General features: G+C 62.2%; 17 protein-coding genes and 4 tRNA genes. 13 read left to right on the top strand and 8 right to left on the bottom strand.

The annotated features are described in order from the left end of the window. The first annotated feature begins 12 nt into the window (after window positions 1-12). The 4 genes from IU367_RS19565 to mdtD all read left to right on the top strand — a co-directional run bounded on the left by IU367_RS19565 (window position 13) and on the right by mdtD (window position 4,791). Complete coding sequence (locus IU367_RS19565) at window positions 13-630, top strand: LysE family translocator (RefSeq protein WP_274452873.1); 618 nt, start codon at window positions 13-15, stop codon at window positions 628-630. A gap of 117 nt (window positions 631-747) precedes the next feature. Further along, window positions 748-2,142 (top strand): D-arabinono-1,4-lactone oxidase, encoded by a 1,395-nt coding sequence (locus tag IU367_RS19560; RefSeq protein ID WP_274452872.1) that lies wholly within the window; start codon window positions 748-750, stop codon window positions 2,140-2,142. Window positions 2,143-2,213: 71 nt separating this feature from the next. Then, window positions 2,214-3,341, top strand: coding sequence for a CobW family GTP-binding protein (locus IU367_RS19555; protein WP_274452871.1), 1,128 nt, complete (start codon window positions 2,214-2,216; stop codon window positions 3,339-3,341). Window positions 3,342-3,402: 61 nt separating this feature from the next. Next, window positions 3,403-4,791 carry a multidrug transporter subunit MdtD gene (gene mdtD, locus IU367_RS19550; protein WP_274452870.1) on the top strand — a complete coding sequence of 463 codons (1,389 nt, stop codon included), beginning with the start codon at window positions 3,403-3,405 and terminating at the stop codon, window positions 4,789-4,791. A 21-nt stretch (window positions 4,792-4,812) separates the two neighbouring features. Here the strand turns inward: mdtD and IU367_RS19545 are convergent, their stop codons facing one another. From IU367_RS19545 to folB, 3 genes are all read right to left on the bottom strand, one after another. Further along, the gene (locus IU367_RS19545; RefSeq protein ID WP_274452868.1) at window positions 4,813-5,301 is read right to left on the bottom strand and encodes a YbaK/EbsC family protein; all 489 of its coding nucleotides are present in this window, start codon (window positions 5,299-5,301) and stop codon (window positions 4,813-4,815) included. A gap of 124 nt (window positions 5,302-5,425) precedes the next feature. Continuing rightward, window positions 5,426-5,935 (bottom strand): 2-amino-4-hydroxy-6-hydroxymethyldihydropteridine diphosphokinase, encoded by a 510-nt coding sequence (gene folK / locus IU367_RS19540; RefSeq protein ID WP_274452867.1) that lies wholly within the window; start codon window positions 5,933-5,935, stop codon window positions 5,426-5,428. Next, complete coding sequence (folB, locus tag IU367_RS19535; RefSeq protein ID WP_274452866.1) at window positions 5,935-6,306, bottom strand: dihydroneopterin aldolase; 372 nt, start codon at window positions 6,304-6,306, stop codon at window positions 5,935-5,937. Before folB ends, folK begins: the two co-directional genes overlap by 1 nt. A 169-nt stretch (window positions 6,307-6,475) precedes the next feature. On the opposite strand from folB, the gene plsY reads away from it, so the two are divergent. From plsY to IU367_RS19505, 6 genes are all read left to right on the top strand, one after another. Continuing rightward, window positions 6,476-7,138: a glycerol-3-phosphate 1-O-acyltransferase PlsY gene (gene plsY / locus IU367_RS19530; RefSeq protein WP_157774602.1), complete on the top strand. Its 663-nt coding sequence runs from the start codon at window positions 6,476-6,478 to the stop codon at window positions 7,136-7,138. A 47-nt stretch (window positions 7,139-7,185) separates the two neighbouring features. After that, window positions 7,186-7,261 (top strand) — tRNA-Phe (locus tag IU367_RS19525). Between the two features lie 52 nt (window positions 7,262-7,313). Next, window positions 7,314-7,389, top strand: a tRNA-Thr gene (locus IU367_RS19520). A gap of 10 nt (window positions 7,390-7,399) precedes the next feature. Then, a tRNA-Phe gene (locus tag IU367_RS19515) sits at window positions 7,400-7,475 on the top strand. An 8-nt stretch (window positions 7,476-7,483) separates the two neighbouring features. Further along, window positions 7,484-7,559: transfer RNA gene (locus tag IU367_RS19510), tRNA-Asn, on the top strand. Window positions 7,560-7,849: 290 nt separating this feature from the next. Next, a complete protein-coding gene (locus tag IU367_RS19505) occupies window positions 7,850-9,193 on the top strand; it encodes a potassium channel family protein (RefSeq protein WP_274452864.1) in 1,344 nt (447 codons plus the stop codon). 136 nt (window positions 9,194-9,329) lie between these two features. Here IU367_RS19505 and IU367_RS19500 read toward each other — a convergent pair whose 3' ends face one another. Further along, a complete protein-coding gene (locus IU367_RS19500) occupies window positions 9,330-9,662 on the bottom strand; it encodes a hypothetical protein (RefSeq protein WP_098981930.1) in 333 nt (110 codons plus the stop codon). Between the two features lie 130 nt (window positions 9,663-9,792). On the opposite strand from IU367_RS19500, the gene IU367_RS19495 reads away from it, so the two are divergent. Then, window positions 9,793-10,308 (top strand): ClbS/DfsB family four-helix bundle protein, encoded by a 516-nt coding sequence (locus IU367_RS19495; protein ID WP_274452863.1) that lies wholly within the window; start codon window positions 9,793-9,795, stop codon window positions 10,306-10,308. A 344-nt stretch (window positions 10,309-10,652) separates the two neighbouring features. Further along, the gene (locus IU367_RS19490) at window positions 10,653-11,825 is read left to right on the top strand and encodes a CD0519/CD1768 family membrane protein (RefSeq protein WP_274452862.1); all 1,173 of its coding nucleotides are present in this window, start codon (window positions 10,653-10,655) and stop codon (window positions 11,823-11,825) included. A gap of 97 nt (window positions 11,826-11,922) precedes the next feature. On the opposite strand, the gene IU367_RS19485 is transcribed toward IU367_RS19490, so the two are convergent. Then, window positions 11,923-12,615, bottom strand: a complete 693-nt coding sequence (locus IU367_RS19485) for a B3/B4 domain-containing protein (RefSeq protein WP_274452860.1) — start codon at window positions 12,613-12,615, stop codon at window positions 11,923-11,925. Between the two features lie 335 nt (window positions 12,616-12,950). Then, window positions 12,951-13,964 (bottom strand): chemotaxis protein, encoded by a 1,014-nt coding sequence (locus tag IU367_RS19480; RefSeq protein ID WP_043554378.1) that lies wholly within the window; start codon window positions 13,962-13,964, stop codon window positions 12,951-12,953. 208 nt (window positions 13,965-14,172) lie between these two features. Here IU367_RS19480 and IU367_RS19475 point away from each other — a divergent pair, with 208 nt between their 5' ends. Continuing rightward, the gene (locus IU367_RS19475) at window positions 14,173-14,892 is read left to right on the top strand and encodes an SDR family NAD(P)-dependent oxidoreductase (protein ID WP_274452858.1); all 720 of its coding nucleotides are present in this window, start codon (window positions 14,173-14,175) and stop codon (window positions 14,890-14,892) included. Here the strand turns inward: IU367_RS19475 and IU367_RS19470 are convergent. Next, window positions 14,879-16,942, bottom strand: a complete 2,064-nt coding sequence (locus tag IU367_RS19470; RefSeq protein ID WP_274452857.1) for a tRNA(Met) cytidine acetyltransferase TmcA — start codon at window positions 16,940-16,942, stop codon at window positions 14,879-14,881. The two genes, IU367_RS19475 and IU367_RS19470, sit on opposite strands and share 14 nt — an antisense overlap. Beyond that, complete coding sequence (locus IU367_RS19465; protein WP_274452856.1) at window positions 16,939-17,253, bottom strand: HlyU family transcriptional regulator; 315 nt, start codon at window positions 17,251-17,253, stop codon at window positions 16,939-16,941. Before IU367_RS19465 ends, IU367_RS19470 begins: the two co-directional genes overlap by 4 nt. Window positions 17,254-17,358: the final 105 nt, after the last annotated feature.

Here is a 17,358-nt window from a genome sequence, read left to right as displayed (position 1 = left end):
AGGACTCTTTTCATGACCGAACTGTTAGCCGTAGTGGCCATTACCTTCTTTGCCGTCATCAGCCCGGGGCCCGATTTTGCCATGGTGTCGCGCAACAGCCTGCTGCTATCCCGTCGCACCGGCGTGCTGACGGCGCTCGGCATAGCGGCCGGGGTCTGCGTCCATGTGACCTACACCCTGCTGGGGGTCGGCCTGTTGATCCAGCAGTCGCTCTGGTTGTTCAACCTCATCAAGCTGGCGGGGGCCGCCTACCTCATCTTCCTCGGTATCAAGATGCTGCGCGCCAGGCCTGTGACCCATGAGGAGGCGGTCAGCCAGCCACCCCTCTCCAGCCTGGGAGCACTGCGCACCGGGTTTCTGACCAATGTGCTCAACCCCAAGACCACCATCTTCATCGTCAGCCTGTTCATGCAGGTGGTACAGCCGCAGACGCCGCTGGCGGTCCAGCTTGGTTACGGCGCCTTCATAGTGCTGGCCCACGCCCTCTGGTTCAGCGCTGTGGCGATCTTCTTCTCCACCGACTCGGTACGGGCCCGCTTGCTGGCGGTGCGCCACTGGATCGACCGGGTGTTTGGCGGCCTGCTGGTGGGATTCGGCATGCTGCTGGCACTGACCCAGCAATCGCGCTGAGGGAGCGGGGGAGCCATCCCCCTTATCCACCCCCGACTGTAGGGGCTTGTTTTTCATGCCTTGTGGTCCGCTTTTCGGTAGAATTGGCGCTCATTTTGAAGTCAGATGAGGCGCGGTATGACGGTCAAGTTCCAGGCATTTCACAGCATCAAGGCGATCAACAATCGGGAGGTGCTGTTCAACTGGTCCAGGACCAACCCCCTCGGCGCCCTGGATCAGGTGTGGCGCCCGACCCATAGCGACGAGCTGCAGGCGCTGCTGCGCGAACACCCAGAGCGCAAGCTGCGGCTGATCGGCTCAGGCCTCTCCTTCGAACCCATCCACAGCGTCTATGCCGAGGGCAGTCAGGCGCTGCTGGTGGACCTGCACCACCTGCGCGGCCAGCTGGCGAAAACCGCCGATACCGTCACCTATCAGGCGGGCACGCCGCTCGACACCGTCTACGCCGATCTCATCGCCATGGAGCGGATGCTACCGGCATCCCCCGGCGTCATCGGCATCCAGACCCTTGGCGGTGCGCTCAGCACAGGCACCCACGGTCAGGGGCTGCACCAGTCCGCACTGTGCGATGCGGTGGAAGCCATGACTGTGATGCTGGCCAATGGCGACATCATCCGGGTGGATCGCACCGATCCGCGCTTCGGCGCCTTCGTGATGGGCATGGGCATGCTCGGTATATTGCTCGACGTCACCCTGCGCACTGTGCCCAACCGCATCATGCGCTGCACCAAGTTCACCACCGACTATCCCTTCCTGCTGGAACACAACGAGCGGCTCAACCGCGAGCACGGCTTCGTGAAGAGCTGGTGGTTCGCCTGGACCGGCGAGAGCCACATCTGGCTGGTGGATCCCGCTTCCGAGGAGGAGGTAGCCCGCTACCGCGCCGCCGGCAGCGAGCCGCTGCTGCTGGAGGGGGATATTGACGCCCGTATGAACGCCACCATAGATGCCACCCTGCAGAAGATGGCGAAAGACACCAAGGACGAGGCGCTGGCCGGGGAGCACTTCGAGACGGTGCGCCGCTTCAAGGATGCTTCCGATCTGGTGGGCAACGTCTACCAGATCCTCTGCAAGGGGATACCTGCACCCCAGATCAACTGCGAGGTGGCGGTGCCGCTGCATCGCATGAACGAGGCGCTGGCGATCCTGCAGGCCTGGCAGCAGGCCAACCCCGGTGTGCTGCACTATCCCTTTATCCTGCGCTGTACCGGTCCCTCCGAGGCCTGGCTCAGCGCCGCTTATGATCAGTCGGTCTGCTGGGTCGGTTTTCTGGTCTATCTGGCGGCGGACGGCACCTTCGTCAACGGCTCCATGGAGCAGATGCGGGAGCTGCAGCAACTGCTGGTGCCGCTCGGTGGCATTCCCCATTTCGGCAAGCACCTGGCGATGGATCTCTACGACTTCCCGGCCCTGCTGCCGCGCTGGAATGACTTCCTGGCCCTCAAGGGCGAGCTCGATCCCCATGGCCGCTTCGAGAACCGCTGGCTCAGCGATCTGTTCGCCAACCGGTAAGGATTGAACATGACCCATATGCAAGATACCCGCGTACTCATCACCCTGCCGACCAGAGGGGAGTCATCCATATGACAGACATGCAAGACACCCGAATTCCCGTGACCCTGCTGACCGGCTTCCTCGGCAGCGGCAAGACCACACTGCTCAACCACTGGGTCAAGCAGCCGGAGCTTGGCGAGTGCGCCGTGCTGATCAACGAGTTCGGCTCTGTGGGGCTGGATCACCATCTGGTGCAGCAGGTAGACGAGCAGGTGGTGCTGCTCGATTCCGGCTGCATCTGCTGCTCGGTGCAGGGCTCCCTGGTGGAGGCGTTACAAGGGCTGTTTATGAAGGCCATTCAGCGCAAGATCAAACCGTTCAAGCGGTTGATTATCGAAACCACAGGTCTGGCCGATCCGGCCCCCGTGCTGTTTACCCTGCGCGAAGAGGGCTTTATCGCCCAGCGTTACCGCTTCGACGGCACAGTCACAGTAGTGGATGCCGGCCATATCGAGCAGCAGCTGGCGGCTCAGTATGAAGCGGTGAAACAGGTGGCGCTGGCGGATCTGCTGGTGGTGAGCAAGGGGGATCTGGTGGATGGCGAGCAGCTGGAGCGGGTCGAGGCCCAGCTGGCGGCCCTCAATCCGGCGGCCCCCATCGAGCGGGTCAGCAACGGCGAGCTGTCGCCTGCGGTGCTGGATAAGCTCGGCGCCTACAACGAGGCAGCCGGGCGCGACGTACGCCAGCTGTTGGCCTGGCTACGCACCGAATCCCCCAAACAGGGGCTGGCCTCGCCGATGCAGCCCAAGATGAAGCCGTTCGCCGCCAAGGTGGGCACGACCACGCCGGCTCATTTCGAGCACGGCAACATCGAAAGTTTCTCCCTGCGTATCGGCGAGCCGCTCAAGCCGTCTCGCCTGCTGGCCGCCATCGATGCGGTGCAGGTCCAATACGGCGATGCACTGCTGCGGCTCAAGGGGATCTTGCAACTGGAGGGGGAGAGCCAGCCCGTGGTGATCCACGGCGTACACGGCCAGCTCTATCCGTTGCAGGCATTGGGAGATTGGCCGGAGGGCAAGGCCCAGTCCCGGCTGGTGTTTATCGTGAAAAGTCAGGACAAGGCGGGGATAGAGCGGCTGTTCCTGGATACGCTCAAGGCCCCCGAGCCCAGTCTGGAAGAGCAGCTCAGAGCCATGCTCGGCCAGCCGGATGCCTGATATCCTGATATGACCCGCTTTCGTGCGGGTCTTTTTTTATCTGAAGAGGAGGTGGCTGCTCATGCCCGATAGCACACACATGGTTACGCCTGCCCAGCGCAAGTGGCTGCCGCCGCTGACGGCGGTCGGTTTCTTCATGCAGACCCTGGATGGCACCATACTCAACACCGCCCTGCCCAGCATGGCCGAGACCCTGGGCGAGAGCCCGCTGCAGATGCAGTCAGTGATCATTGCCTACATGCTGACGGTGGCACTGCTCATTCCCGCCTCCGGCTGGCTGGCGGACAGATTCGGCACCCGCCGCATCTATCTGGCCGCCATACTGCTGTTCACCCTGGGATCGCTGGCCTGCGCCGCCTCCAATACCCTGCCCATGCTGGTGGCTGCCCGGGTGCTGCAGGGCATAGGCGGCGCCCTGCTGATGCCGGTGGGACGCCTCGCCGTGCTGCGGGTCTACAGCAAGCACGAGCTGTTGCGGGTGATGTCGTTCGTCACCATCCCCGGCCTGGTGGGGCCCTTGATCGGCCCGGCACTGGGCGGCTGGCTGGTGGAGGTGGCGAGCTGGCACTGGGTGTTTCTCATCAATCTGCCGGTGGGCATACTCGGCTTTATCGCCAGCTGGCACTTCATGCCCGACCTGCGGCAGGGCACGGCCAAGTTCGACTGGCAGGGTTTCGTGATGTTCAGTGCCGGCATGGTGCTGGTGTCGGTGGGCTTGCAGGGGCTGGGCGAGCACAGCATCTCCACCGGCTGGGCACTGTTTGCCCTGCTGTTCGGGCTGGCCGCCATGGCGAGTTACTGGCTCTATGCCGCCAATGCCGAGGAGCCGCTGTTCAGTCTGGCGCTGTTCAAGACCAGCACCTTCGCCATCGGCGTCTGGGGCAACCTGTTTGCCCGCCTCGGCAGCGGCGCCATGCCCTTCCTCACTCCGCTCTTCCTCCAGCTGGGGCTCGGTTTTTCGCCGAGCAAGGCGGGTATGACCATGATCCCCACTGTGCTCGGCGCCATGCTGACCAAGACGCTGGTGAACAAGCTCATTCCGAAGGTGGGTTATCGGCGGATCCTGATCGGCAATACCCTGGCGCTGGGGGCCATGATTGCCAGCTTCTACTTCATCGACAACCAGCTGCCCTACGGGGTGCTGCTGGGCTGGCTGATGGTGTTTGGCGCCATCAACTCGCTGCAGTTCTCCGCCATGAACACGCTCACGCTGCAAGACTTGAGCACCGAGCATGCCAGCAGCGGCAACGGCCTGCTGTCGGTGGTAATGCAGCTCTCCATGAGTCTTGGGGTGGCGATTGCCGCCAGCCTGCTGGGACTTTTCTCGGCCGGTTCGTCGGCGGCGGATGGGCAGTGGCTGGGGGGCTTCCACCTCACCTATCTCTGCATCGGTCTCATGTCCATGCTGGCGGCGCTGATCTTCGCCCAGCTGGCGCGGGACAAGGGGTGAGCGGGGTTGTGCCGTCGGCAGTCAGGCCGATGGCACAGGCAGGTAGCTGACCTGACAGGGCAGTTGCTCCAGCACCCGGGCCAGATGGGCCGTCTCCAGCAGAAAGGTCTGCTCCGGGTGGCCCGGCGTCCAGGTGAAGGCGTGATGCTCCATCAGTTGAGGGTCTACCAGCAGCGGTATATCGGCGCGGGGCAGGAAGGGGCAGACGGCGCCCGGCAGGCAGCCGATCTCGGCCTGCATCTCCTCGGCGGTGCAGATGGAGGGCTTGGCACCGAGTGCGGCCTTGACTGCCTTGTTGTCCAACCGCCCGTCCCTGTGGGTCAGCAGCAGGGCGAAGCGGCCATCCTTGAACTTGAGGAAGAGTGTCTTGCTGAATTCGGCCTGCCAGCCCAGGCGGGCCCTGACTCTTTCGTCGGTGGCGTAATCCAGAATGGGTTCATGCTCATAGCGCTGGTGGGGCAGCCCGGCCAGCAGCTGGCAGTTGAAGTCGTGAATGGTGTCGAGCGGCATGGGGGTCTCCTGTGGCGAGCCTTATCCTGCCTGTCATGGCGGGCCGGGCCCAATCACACTTTCTTATGGCGGATAAGCCGCCTTGCAAGATGCAACAAGGGCACCCTCGGGTGCCCTTGTTGATTCAGTGATGTTGCAGCTCGCACGCTTCCCAGTGAAAGGGGATGGGGCAGAGTCGCTGGGAGGCCTTGTCGTAACCCTGCCACAGCTGGCCCAGCGTGCGACCATCGAGCGGGTGGCGCAGGCTAGGTGCCAGTTCGGCCAGTGGCCAGAGCACGAAGGCGTTGGTGAGGATCTCGCCGCGGGGCAGAGCGACCGGCGTCTCGCAGACCAGATCGCCATAGAGCAGCAGATCCAGATCCAGGGTGCGCGGAGCGAACTTCTTGGCGTCCGGCTCGCGGCCGTGGGCGAACTCCATGGCACGCAGCCGTTGGCACAGGGTTGCCAGCGGCAGGTCTGTGTCTGCACCGACCACCAGGTTGTAGAAGGGGCGGCCATTGAAGCCAACCGCCTCGCTCTCGAATACCCGGGAGACAGCCAGCTCGCCAAACTCCGCCTGCAGGGCATCGAGGCCGGCGCGGATATGGTGCTCCCGCTCTATGTTCGAGCCCAGGCTGATATAGATACGGGTCATCAGTTGGCGCTCGTGGCCGGAGTGCGGTGGCGCAGGATCTCGACCCCGACGCCGGCGGCATTGGGCACGGCGCCCGGTTTGGTCAGGGTGACCTTGACCCATTGTACCCGCTCGTCGGCCAGCACCAGCATGGCGACCTGCTCGGCCATGGTTTCGACCAGCTCCACCACCTTGCTGGCGGCGTGATCACAAATCTTGCGCGAGAGGGTGGCGTAATCCAGTGCCAGATTGATATCGTCGGTTGCTGCGGCGGGACGGTTGTCAAAGCCCATTTCGAGGTCGAAACAGAGCTTCTGGCGAATGCCTTTCTCCCACTCATAGACACCAATAGTGGTCAAAACCTCGAGTCCGCGAATAAACACCTTGTCCATGACAGTACTTCTTCTTTACTCTTGATGGGCTGTGATAACAGCGCAGGGATGCAGGCCTGGCAACCAGTTTGCCGCGCGGTCGGTTTGGACGACACGCTTTTGGGCAACGCCAAGCCAGAGAATGTGGCCCGCATCATACCCCATTCATATCGTGGTAAAAACGACCAAGATGACGGCCCTGACGATTTTGATGATTATTCTGGCCTACCTGGGCGGCTCGCTGTCCAGTGCCGTGCTGGTTTCCCGCATCACGGGTCTGCCGGATCCTCGCGATCATGGCTCCCACAATCCGGGTGCGACCAATGTGTTGCGCCTCGGTGGCCGTGTGGCTGCCGTTGTGGTGTTGCTGCTCGACGTGCTCAAGGGCACGGCCCCCGTCTATCTCGCCTGGTATCTGCAAATCAAACCCGTCTACCTCGGCTTCATCGGGGTGGCCGCCTGTCTCGGCCACATGTACCCCATCTTCTTCCACTTCCGGGGCGGCAAGGGGGTGGCGACGGCACTCGGCACCATGATGCCCATCGGCTTCACCATGGGCGGGGCCGTCATCGGCACCTGGCTGGTCGTGCTGCTGGTGAGCGGCTACTCCTCGCTGGCCTCCATCATTACCGTGCTGCTGACGCCGCTCTTTACCTACCTGCTCAAACCCGAATACACGCTGCCGGTCTCGTTGCTCTCCTGCCTCATTCTGATCCGCCATCACGAGAACATTGCCCGCCTGCTGAAAGGGGAGGAGCCCAGAGTCTGGGGCCGCCCGGCGCAGCCCGGCCAGGAAGAAGTAGGGGAAATGGATGATGTTGCGCAAAAAAGAGACGAACGAGACAAAAAGTGAAATTTCCCGTTGACCACCTGCCTTAAAATCCGTTTAATAGCGCCCACGCCCAGATAGCTCAGTCGGTAGAGCAGGGGATTGAAAATCCCCGTGTCGGCGGTTCGATTCCGTCTCTGGGCACCAAAATTTGGTGCCATGAAATAAAAATGTGTTCATGCACAAAGGTTTAAAGTGTGCCGGCTTAGCTCAGTAGGTAGAGCAACTGACTTGTAATCAGTAGGTCACCAGTTCGATTCCGGTAGCCGGCACCATTTATATATTGCCCAGATAGCTCAGTCGGTAGAGCAGGGGATTGAAAATCCCCGTGTCGGCGGTTCGATTCCGTCTCTGGGCACCAAGTACAATTCCTCCTTAGTTCAGTCGGTAGAACGGCGGACTGTTAATCCGTATGTCGCTGGTTCAAGTCCAGCAGGAGGAGCCAACACAAAAGCCCAGCAGCAATGCTGGGCTTTTTCTTTGCCTGTTTGCCACGGCCATTGCCACCCAAGCGTTGCGCAATAAGTGTGCGCCTGAGGGGCAAGCTGTCGCATCCATCCCCCTTATTCCTTCCCTGTCAGTGACTTGCCTTCTGTTTCTCGCCTAGTATGGTGACGTGACGGGCGTTTTGCCGCGCCGCTATTCCTGCGTCTGACCCGCCGTATCCGCCAGGGCTTTGTGCACCATGACTCTCTATCTGGCGAGGGCGGGACATCTTTGTGATCGAGGTAATGTATGAATGCAACCGAGCTTTGGCAGCTTTCTCCCGAGCAGTTCAACGAGTGGCGCCGGGAGAATGACTATCCCTTGATTTGGGATCTGCTGGTGGCCTCGCTGCCCTATTTCGGCGACTGGATGACGGAGCAGAAAATAGAGAAAAGCGTCATTTTCCAGATCGGCATCGCCCGTTTCATCAGCTCGCGATCCGTGCTCAGCCTCTGCGTCTACATGAGCGACGACAAGACAAGGCTGTATGAAACCGCCTCGAACGCGCTGGAGTCCCTGCGCAAGAGCGGCCTCATCCGCTCGGAGACGCGTTTTGAACCCTACAGCATGTGGTTGGCGGGCAAGCATGGCAAAGATGAGGTGAAGCGGGTGCAGAGCCTGCTCTCCGTCTCCGAGAACAACAAGGGGGAGGCGCAGGTGCTGGGCAAGCATCGCCTGCTCAACATCGGCGGCGTCGAGCTGAAGAGCCCCATCATCTCCGGCAGATTGCTCGATTTCACCTGCCTCGACGAGCTCTCGCTGGATGGTGCCGTCAACAATTCCAAGGTCTATCTGTGGCACTGCTCGGCCAAGGGCGTGCGGGTCAATGGCGGCGTGATCGGGCTCGATCTGTTCGATTCCCTGCTGTGGGATCACAGGGCCTGGGCCAAGAAGCGGGAGCTGGCGCTGGAGGACGGGGTGTTTCAGGACTTCACCATAGAGTGCGAGGAGATCCGTTTTCACTCCTCCCGGGCCGTGCTGAAAAACTTCAACGTGCGCGCCAAGAACTTCGACGCCACCATGGAGCACACCAATCTGGACAAGGTGCAGGTGGCCTATAACGAGAACGGCCGGATCGATCACAGCGAGGCCAGCAAGCTCTACCGCAACGCCAAGCGCCTCTTCTCCAGCGTGGGGGATACCGTCGATGCCGGTGAGTGCTATTACCAGGAGAAGCTGCATGAGATGAAGTCCCTGGCCAGCCCGAGGGAGCTGTTCAAGGAGCGCTGGCTGCGCAGCGGCCCGCTGAGAAAGGGGTGGCTCTCCCTGCTCTGCTATTTGAAGTGCGGCTCCAAGTTTGTCAGCTTCATCACCTGGGGCTTTGGTGAGCGGCCCATAAGAAGCCTGCTGATGTCGATGGGGGTCATACTGCTGGCGACCCTGACCTATTTTCTGGCGCCCGCCTCGGTCACCTATCACCATCTGGGGCGTTCGCTCTACTTCAGCATCGTGACCTTCGTGACGCTCGGTTATGGGGATATTTCCCAGACCTCTTCCCCACTGCAGCTGCTATCGGCCATCGAAGCCTTCAGCGGCATGTTTCTGACCGGTCTGTTCCTCGCGGGGTTTGCGTCTAAAACCAAGCAGTATTGATGACGCTGCCGACCTGTCGGTGCTGCCAAGCTCCGACAGGCGGTGCTCCCTCAGCAGCACCTCAGAGGGCTGGATCTTGCCGAGCAAGCCGCCGCAATCGCCCCGTATCGGCCCCACCCCCCAGGTCAGTCTCTTGTCATCTTGCCGGCGTGATGCCCTGCATCTTCAGCCAGAACGCCTCCTGACAGGGGTTGTGGAACAGCTTGCGTGGCGGTGTGATGGGGATGGGGCTGGTGTCGACCCGATAGCTTATCCAGCATTCGGCGCACAGCTGCGGCGAGGAGACCTGGTCCTGCTCTCTCTGATGACAGATGACGACCCCATTGGCGAACCAATAGCGGGTTTGCTGGTGCTGGATCAGGGTGCCACTCTCGTCATGCTCGCTATAGTGTTCACTCTGCTGGCGTGTGATGGTCGCCGGCCCAGGTTGCCGATGGATGGCCTTGATATAGGTAATGAGCTGATTCATCGCCGTGCTTGCTTGTGATGGGGGCGGCGGCGTTTGGGCACCGGCCGCAGATGTCGCGAGCTTAGCGCTCGGCGCCGCTGGCGGCAATCCCGACCGGGTGGCAGGGTGACAGGCATGAAGGAGGACAGTGATGGGGATCCCCAGCAACAAGGCCGAGCTGCTGCTCGCCATCGACACGCATTTTGGCAAGCTGCTCAAGGCCTTGCAGGCGGTACCCGAGAGCCGGGTGCAGGAGCAGGTCATGGAGGGGCACAGCAAGGGCACCCGCATGAGCGTGGCCAATCTGGTGGCCTATCTCATCGGCTGGAATGAGCTGGTGATCAAGTGGATCGAGCGGGACGCGGCGGGCCTGCCGGTGGATTTTCCCGAGACTGGCTTTAAGTGGAACGAGCTGGGCAGGCTGGCCCAAACGTTCTATCGGGATCATGAGGGGTTGGCCTATCCGGCACTGCTGGCCCGGCTGATGGCGGCCAGGGACCGCATCGTCGAGCTGATTGCGGAGCGCGGCGATGACCAGCTGTATGGTCACCCCTGGTATGAGCAGTGGACTCTGGGGCGGATGATCCAGTTCAACACCGCCTCTCCCTACCACAATGCCAACGGGCGGCTGCGCAAGTGGTTGAAGGGGGCGGGTGTGAAGCCGTAGCTCCCGCCTTTGAGCGCCGATGGCGCGTCTGGCCTTGGGTCAGGCCGACCCGCATTGTTTCACTGACAAGTCCCAGTTGTTATACTGCCGCCCCGTCCTCTCGCCGGGCAGGCCGTGGGCCGGTGCGCTGGCGCGAGACAGGCTGACTGGACAGGATCGTCCGGCACCCCATTTTTTCCTCCCAGCTTCAGCCGGCAGAACGGCGGCCCGTCAATCCGTATGCCACGGGTTCGAGCCCAGCAGGAGGAGCCATTCAAGGAGCCCTTGTCGCGAGACAAGGGCTCCTGCTTTATGGGTGCCATAACAACAATACTCACCACACAGCGACAGACTTCAGGATTGGTATGGAAAATCAAGTAGTTAAAGATTCTCACCAGGGTATCACCTCCCTTCGCAGCTGGCTGGAGCCGGTACTGGTGCTGGCCATTCTGGGCAGCCTGTTCGGCTACCTCGGCAGCCAGATGGGGCTCTCCGCCCTGGTCAACACCCTGTTCAACACCGCCCATCAGCTGCTGCTCAATACAGTGCTCTTCATCATGGGGATTACCGTGCTTTCGGGGGCGCTGAGCCAGCTGCTCAGCGAGTTCGGGGTGATCCGCCTGCTGGAGGTGCTGCTGGCCCCCTTGATGAAGCCCATCTTCCGCCTGCCCGGCCGCACCGCCCTGGCGGCCCTGATGACCTTCTTCTCCGACAATCCGGCGGTGATCAGCCTCGCCAAGGACAGCCGTTTTCGCAAGGGCTTCACCCCCTGGCAGCTGGTCTCGCTCACCAACTTCGGCACCGCCTTTGGCATGGGGCTGATAGTGGTGACCTTCATGGCCACCCTGCAACTGCCGAGCGGCGAATCGACCGCCAGTGCGGCACTGATCGGCCTGCTCGGCGCCCTCATCGGCTCAGTGGTCTCGACCCGGCTGATGCAGCGCATGATCCGCCCGCTGGTGGGGGAAACCCTGATTGATGACGAGGTCGTGAGCGTGGGCGCCAAGCCGGGTCTGAGTCAGGAAACGGCCCCCACCTGGCTGCGGGTGCTCAATGCCCTGCTCGATGGTGGCAAGTCTGGGGTGGAGCTGGGGATGGCGGTGATCCCAGGGGTGCTCATCATCAGTACCTTCGTGATGCTGCTGACCTTTGGCCCGGGCGAGCAGGGTTACAGTGGCGAGGCCTTCCAGGGGGTGGCGCTGCTGCCCGTGCTGGCAGCCAAGGTGGGCTGGTTGTTCGAGCTGCTGTTCGGCTTTACCCATGCCGAGCTGGTGGCCTTCCCCGTGACCTCTCTGGGGGCGGTCGGGGCGGCCATGTCGCTGGTGCCGCCCTTCATCGGCAAGGGCTGGATCACTGGCAACGAGGTCGCGGTATTCACCGCCATGGGCATGTGCTGGAGCGGTTTTCTCAGCACCCATACCGCCATGCTGGATGCGCTCGGCTATCGCCATCTCACCTCCCGCGCCATAGTGGCTCACACCATAGGTGGCCTGTGCGCCGGGGTGGCGGCCCATCAGCTCTACCTGCTGCTGGGCTGAGTCGGGTTCTGATAACAAAAGAGGCTCTTCGGAGCCTCTTTGCATTGCTCGTTGCGATCACTCGGACAGCATAGAGACGGTCAGTCCGGCGTTGTGGTCACTCGACATGGCCAATGACGGTTTGCTCTATCACGGCGCCGGGCATCATCTGCTGTATGCCTTCAATCAGCTTGTTCCCGGCTGCTTGCAAAGCTTCCAGGGGCATTTCGGGCAAGCTCTCCAGAATGAACCACATCATGCTCGATTCCACATTGAGCCGAGTCCTGATTCCCTGTCTCCAGTTCCAGCGTCGACATGTCACCCCCTTGTCATCCCGCCATACCACTTCACCGGGTTCTGGAGATTCATGAGCCACTTCGCCGCCCTTCATTGTGTCGAATAGCTCGCTGCCATCGGCAACCACCAACCTCGGCGTCCCTTCATAGGTGGTCAGGTTTTCGCCCCCTACCGGTATGGCGTACTCAATGCTGATGGCGTTATAGAGGTCAACGACAGGATCTATACTCGGCAGGCTGCCATCACGGGCAACCCGTTTTCTCAGGGCTTCGGCGGAGCAGGGAGTGCGCTGTGGTTTGGCGCCAAACTTTCTAAAGAGGTCCGCCCAGGCGGAGAGGTGTGCATCGGCCCAGGGTGCATCTTCTCTGGCCATGGCAAGGGAGGCTTGTTCCAGAGCCCGCGTCCCCACTGTGGGGTCTGCAATGGCAGCCGCCTGGACAGTGATGCTCAAGGCCCGGAATCCGGGAGCCATATCGGTTACTTCAGGGGTGATTAACGGCTTGAACAACGGCATAGCGACTCCAGGAGATCCATTGATAGAGACGACATTTGATGTCTCGATAGCGCATGGCATCAGCCACATCAAACTCAATTTGAGAGCCATCTTGCTTGGGCGATGGCAATAAGAAAATTTACAAAATCTTAAGGCCAATAAGGATTTGGAATGACAAGCAGCCTGTCAGTGAAGGATTGGCATGGGAGCTCGATCCAGTAAAGAAGCTCTGCCTTTTCGTTGATCTCTCGCGAAATGGGATGAGCGGCTCAGGAGCGCTATCTCTGATGCTGCTGAAAAACATCAACAACAAGGGCGCCGAGGCGCCCGTTTGCTTGAGTGTCAGGCTGACGACATTACAGATTGCCCGGTTTGGGGATGGGGATGCCGAGCAGGAAGTTGTCCATCATGCCGACCATGCGTCCCAGCTCGGGTTTGGTGATGGTGTCGTTGGCCCCCAGCTGCAGCGCCTTCTGGCGGTTGTCGTCACTCATCAGCGACGAAAACATGACGATGGGGGTGGTCTTGAAGGCAGGGGTATCCCGCAGCCGTTTGAGCAGGTGCATGCCGTCCATGCGGGGCATCTCGACGTCTGTGATGATGCCGCTGACGAACTCGGCCACCGGGATCTTCTCCTCCTGCGACAGGCGGTCGAACTCCATCAGCATCTCCAGCCCGTCGCCCCCATCCTTGGCGGTCACCACGTTGTAGCCCGCGGTGCGCAGCGTGGTCTCTATCATCTTGCGGATGAAGGCGGAGTCGTCGACCACCAGCACCGTCTTGGCCTGGCGAAGTGCCATCATGCGATCGTCTATGAGGACCTTGCGATCCTGGGTCACATCGTACTTCTCCATGCTCAGCTCTGGGTTGATGTCGGCGATGATCTTCTCGAAGTCGAGGATCATGATGAGGTTGCCATCGCGCCTGACCACGGCCACCACGCAATCATTCTCGCCCGCCTCCAGAAACTGGCTGGGGGACTCCACATCCTCCCAGGAGACCCGGTGGATCCTGCTGACACTGTCGATGAGGAAGCCGTTCGCCATCTTGTTGAAGTCGGTGACTATGACCACCTTGTTGTTGGGGTCCGGGTTGGTCTTGATGCCAAGCCAACCCGCGAGATCCACCAGCGGGATCAGCCGCTCGCGCAGGGAGAAGACACCCACCATGTGGCGCTGGGCATTGGGGTAGTCTGTGGTGTCAGGTACCCGGATCACCTCGCGCACCTTGGCGACGTTGATGCCGTAATAGGCGATCTTTTCCCTGCCATCGGGTAGCTGCTTCTTGAGGTGAAATTCGATGATCTCGAGCTCGTTGGTACCGCTCTCGGTCAGGATGGATTTACGCTCTTCCCCGTCTTTGGACATCATGGCGACTCTCGTGCTTCTGGTTGCGCTGGCAGCACCGGCTGCGGTTTTCCCTCAGTATAGGAATGGATCCGCCCACACCGGGGAGATCCACACAAGATGGCCCTCATAACTGCTTGATCCGGCAGACAGGAAGGCGCGTAACAGCTTAACAGGGAAAGAAAGAGGTGATGGAGAAGGGCATCACACTCACCGCAAACAGGAGCCGAGCATGAACGAGGGCATGGTGGTGATAGGAGCCGGGGGCGCTATAGGTCAGGCGCTGGTGGCCCACTGGCTGGCGACTGGGGCCGGTTCCGTCATGGCGGTCAGCAGGCAGCCGGCCCCAGTCGGGTGTGAGGATCCCCGCCTGCATTGGCTGGCTTGTGATTACAGCGATCAGCAGATGGCTGACGTGGTGGCCCGTATCGCCACTCTGGCCCCGAGGCCGCAGCGGCTGGTGATCTGCAATGGCATCCTGCATCAGGGGGAGATCAAGCCGGAAAAGCGGCTGGAAGCACTCGATGTCGAAGCCATGACCCGCCTCTACCAGATCAATGCCTTGCTGCCGCTGCGCTGGATCAAACAGCTGCTCCCGCTGCTTGGCGCCACGCCCTGCACCCTGGCGGTGCTCAGCGCACGGGTCGGCAGCATAGGCGACAATCGGGCGGGGGGCTGGTATGGCTATCGCGCCTCCAAGGCGGCCCTCAACATGCTGCTCAAGTGCGCCGCCATCGAACTTGCCCGGCGAGCCCCGGGCGTCAAGCTGCTGGCGTTTCATCCGGGTACAGTGGATACCCCTCTCTCGCGCCCGTTTCACGCCAATCTGCCGGCCGGCAGCTTGCAGACGCCAGAGCAGGTAGCCCGTCAGCTGGTGAGTCTGATGGCGCGGCTGACGCCGGATGGCGAGCTGAGCTACCTCGACTGGCGAGGCGAGCCTATCGAGTGGTAGGGGTATCCAGCAGGCGAGCCAGCAGGGTGCGCAGCGCCTTGATGATGGCCGGCTTGCCCGCCAGTTGCAGCCGATTGGCCAGATGCCCCCAGTCCGCATATTGCCAGATGGTGCCGATCAGCAACTGACGCTCGGCGGGGGTGAGCGATGCCAGTCGTGGCAGATTGCCGGCCAGCCAGCGCTGCAGGCTGGCTTGGCACAGCTCGAACGGCTTGTGGTGGTGAGCGAAGCACACCAGCTCATCGCGCTCAAACTCATCCTGCATCGGCACGGCAGGGCTCCCCTCCAGAGCTTGCCACACCAGTTCGGGTTCCAGCCCTTTCAACTCGCCTGCCAGCAGGGTCGGCAGCTGGCACGCGAAGCGCTGGTGCCACCGGGCCAGCTCGGCTTCCCACTCGGGTTTCAGCGCCTTGAGCAGCAGGGCGGCATGGCTGCCGCTGGCGGCATCCCGTTGCAGGCCGATGCGCAGCACCCGCAGCCCGGCCCTGCGCCAGAAGGGCAGCAGATCGGCACTGGCCGAGAAGGCCGAGCCCAGATAGTCGAGCCCTTCCTCCCGGTAGTAGTCCTCCAGCTGGCCGAGCAGTCGCGAGCCGAGCCCGTGGCGATGCAGCGCCGGGTGGATGGCGATGCGCATCACCCGGGCGTAGCTGCGCGCCCCTGCCGTCTTGAAACCGGCGTGGGCCAGCAGGGACTGGGGCAGCAGATGGCCGCGCGGGCGCCGTCGGCCCGCCCAGATCTGTTCGGCCAGCTCGGGAGCTATGTTGCCCTCCCGTGCCACCAGCGCCACCCCGAGCAGGCTCTGCTCCTGCTCCAGCAGGTGGATGTCGAGATCCGGGCTCTCCAGCAAAGACCTGAGATCGCTCGGCGTGGTCTGGTAGTGCGCCAGCACCAGCAGGCCGAACAGCTGATTGAGCAGTCCCTCGTCGTTCACCAGCGCATCCTGCCCGATCAGCCGCCAGCCCGGGCTGGTCGGTGGCAGGGGCGGATCCACCTCGGCATTGAGGCCAAGCAGCCGGAATACCAGCGGCTCCAGCGGATCGCCAGGGCTCCAGCGGATCGGCTCGGCCAGGTGGAGCTCCTGCCAATCCGGCGTCTGACGGTCCAGCACTCGCTTGAAACGCAGGTGAAAACCGCGCCCCGTGCCCTCGTAGCCGTGCTCCGTGGTGGCGAAGACGATACGGCTGTGGCGGGCCAGCATGGCCTCCAGCAGCGGCGTGGGGATGGCGGCGGCTTCGTCCACCAGCAACAGATCGGGTTGCAGGGCTTCCTGTACCAGTCGGGCCGGTGAGCAGAACTCGAGGCCAGCCAGCTGTTCTACCTCTGTACCCAGCGACTGTGCCGCGTGGGCAAACAGGGTGGCAACCGTGGCCTGGGAGGGGGCCGTTACCACTATCTTGAGGTCGGGTTGCTGGCGCAGCAGCTCGGCGGCGGCGAGGCCCAGCAGGCTGCTCTTGCCACGCCCCCGATCGGCGCTCAGCACCAGGGGGCGGCGGCGATGGCCGTGCAACACCCTGTGAATGGCGGGCAGGGCGCCGGCCTGATCATGGCTCAGCCGCCGCTGCTCACCGATCGGCTGCCAGGGCTCTGGGCTGGTGGGCGGGAGCAGGGAGAGCGCAGGATCCCCCGCCAGCAGGTGCACCTGTCGGGCGATGAAGCCGTGGCCGGCCCGGTTCGCCTCTTCTGGCTGGGCGACCAGCCGCATCCTGTCGGGATCCGGATACTCGGGCCATTGCGCTCTGGGGGGCGTCAGCAGCAGCAGCAGGCCGCCCGCCCTCAGTGTGCCCGCCAGTGCGCCGAAGGCGTCGGGATGAAAGCCGCTGAAAGCGTTGAAGACAAGGGTGTCGCACTCCTGACCGAGCCGTTGCAGCGCCTTGGCGGCGGGAACGGGCCCATGGCAGGCCGGACCTTCTCCTAGCCAATAGATGACGCCGCCCAGCAGCGCTTCGGCACGGGCGATGCAATCGGCCTCGTCCCCTTCCAGCCAGACCAGACGCCGTTCACCTGCCCGGGCCAGGGCCTGGCGCAGGGCTTTCACCTCGGCAGGGCTCATGAAGCTGAACTGTCGCCCGCTTTGACGCGGGGTTCAAACATGCGATCCCCCATCTGATCGATGAAGGTGTGCGCCTTCTGCACCATGAAACGCTCCGCATCGGCCGGATTGGCGAACAGATCGGAGCGGATGAAGATGTGGGTCTGCAGCGCGCCATCCATCTCTTTGGTGATGCGACCCGCCAACCGGTACTGGCTCCCTTCCGCCATGGGCTCGGGGTAGATGAGGTAACCGGCGTACTCGGTGGGAGTCACCTCAACGACAGGGGCGGGCTTGCTTGCGAACAGGGTTGTGAACAGTTTCTTGAGCATGATGTTTTCCTCTGTGACGGGACATTGTCACCAAGGGGTTGATGGCTGGCAAGCAGGGGATCTTATTACTAATTGTTATTTGCACTACGAACCATTCTCATTTAG

It is taken from the genome of Aeromonas bestiarum, assembly GCF_028751155.1.
Classification (GTDB): domain Bacteria; phylum Pseudomonadota; class Gammaproteobacteria; order Enterobacterales; family Aeromonadaceae; genus Aeromonas; species Aeromonas bestiarum.
This window is presented reverse-complemented; position numbering and strand designations above follow the sequence as displayed.

Bases quoted from the DNA above. Each gene is read 5' to 3' on its own strand.
- IU367_RS19555 (WP_274452871.1), top strand. From the start codon at position 2,214: ATGACAGACATGCAAGACACCCGAATTCCCGTGACCCTGCTGACCGGC.
- IU367_RS19470 (WP_274452857.1), bottom strand. From the start codon at position 16,942: ATGAGCCCTGCCGAGGTGAAAGCCCTGCGCCAGGCCCTGGCCCGGGCA.
- IU367_RS19560 (WP_274452872.1), top strand. From the start codon at position 748: ATGACGGTCAAGTTCCAGGCATTTCACAGCATCAAGGCGATCAACAAT.
- IU367_RS19505 (WP_274452864.1), top strand. From the start codon at position 7,850: ATGAATGCAACCGAGCTTTGGCAGCTTTCTCCCGAGCAGTTCAACGAG.
- folK (WP_274452867.1), bottom strand. From the start codon at position 5,935: ATGACCCGTATCTATATCAGCCTGGGCTCGAACATAGAGCGGGAGCAC.
- IU367_RS19545 (WP_274452868.1), bottom strand. From the start codon at position 5,301: ATGCCGCTCGACACCATTCACGACTTCAACTGCCAGCTGCTGGCCGGG.
- IU367_RS19465 (WP_274452856.1), bottom strand. From the start codon at position 17,253: ATGCTCAAGAAACTGTTCACAACCCTGTTCGCAAGCAAGCCCGCCCCT.
- IU367_RS19495 (WP_274452863.1), top strand. From the start codon at position 9,793: ATGGGGATCCCCAGCAACAAGGCCGAGCTGCTGCTCGCCATCGACACG.
- IU367_RS19480 (WP_043554378.1), bottom strand. From the start codon at position 13,964: ATGATGTCCAAAGACGGGGAAGAGCGTAAATCCATCCTGACCGAGAGC.
- IU367_RS19485 (WP_274452860.1), bottom strand. From the start codon at position 12,615: ATGCCGTTGTTCAAGCCGTTAATCACCCCTGAAGTAACCGATATGGCT.
- folB (WP_274452866.1), bottom strand. From the start codon at position 6,306: ATGGACAAGGTGTTTATTCGCGGACTCGAGGTTTTGACCACTATTGGT.
- IU367_RS19565 (WP_274452873.1), top strand. From the start codon at position 13: ATGACCGAACTGTTAGCCGTAGTGGCCATTACCTTCTTTGCCGTCATC.
- IU367_RS19490 (WP_274452862.1), top strand. From the start codon at position 10,653: ATGGAAAATCAAGTAGTTAAAGATTCTCACCAGGGTATCACCTCCCTT.
- IU367_RS19475 (WP_274452858.1), top strand. From the start codon at position 14,173: ATGAACGAGGGCATGGTGGTGATAGGAGCCGGGGGCGCTATAGGTCAG.
- mdtD (WP_274452870.1), top strand. From the start codon at position 3,403: ATGCCCGATAGCACACACATGGTTACGCCTGCCCAGCGCAAGTGGCTG.
- plsY (WP_157774602.1), top strand. From the start codon at position 6,476: ATGACGGCCCTGACGATTTTGATGATTATTCTGGCCTACCTGGGCGGC.
- IU367_RS19500 (WP_098981930.1), bottom strand. From the start codon at position 9,662: ATGAATCAGCTCATTACCTATATCAAGGCCATCCATCGGCAACCTGGG.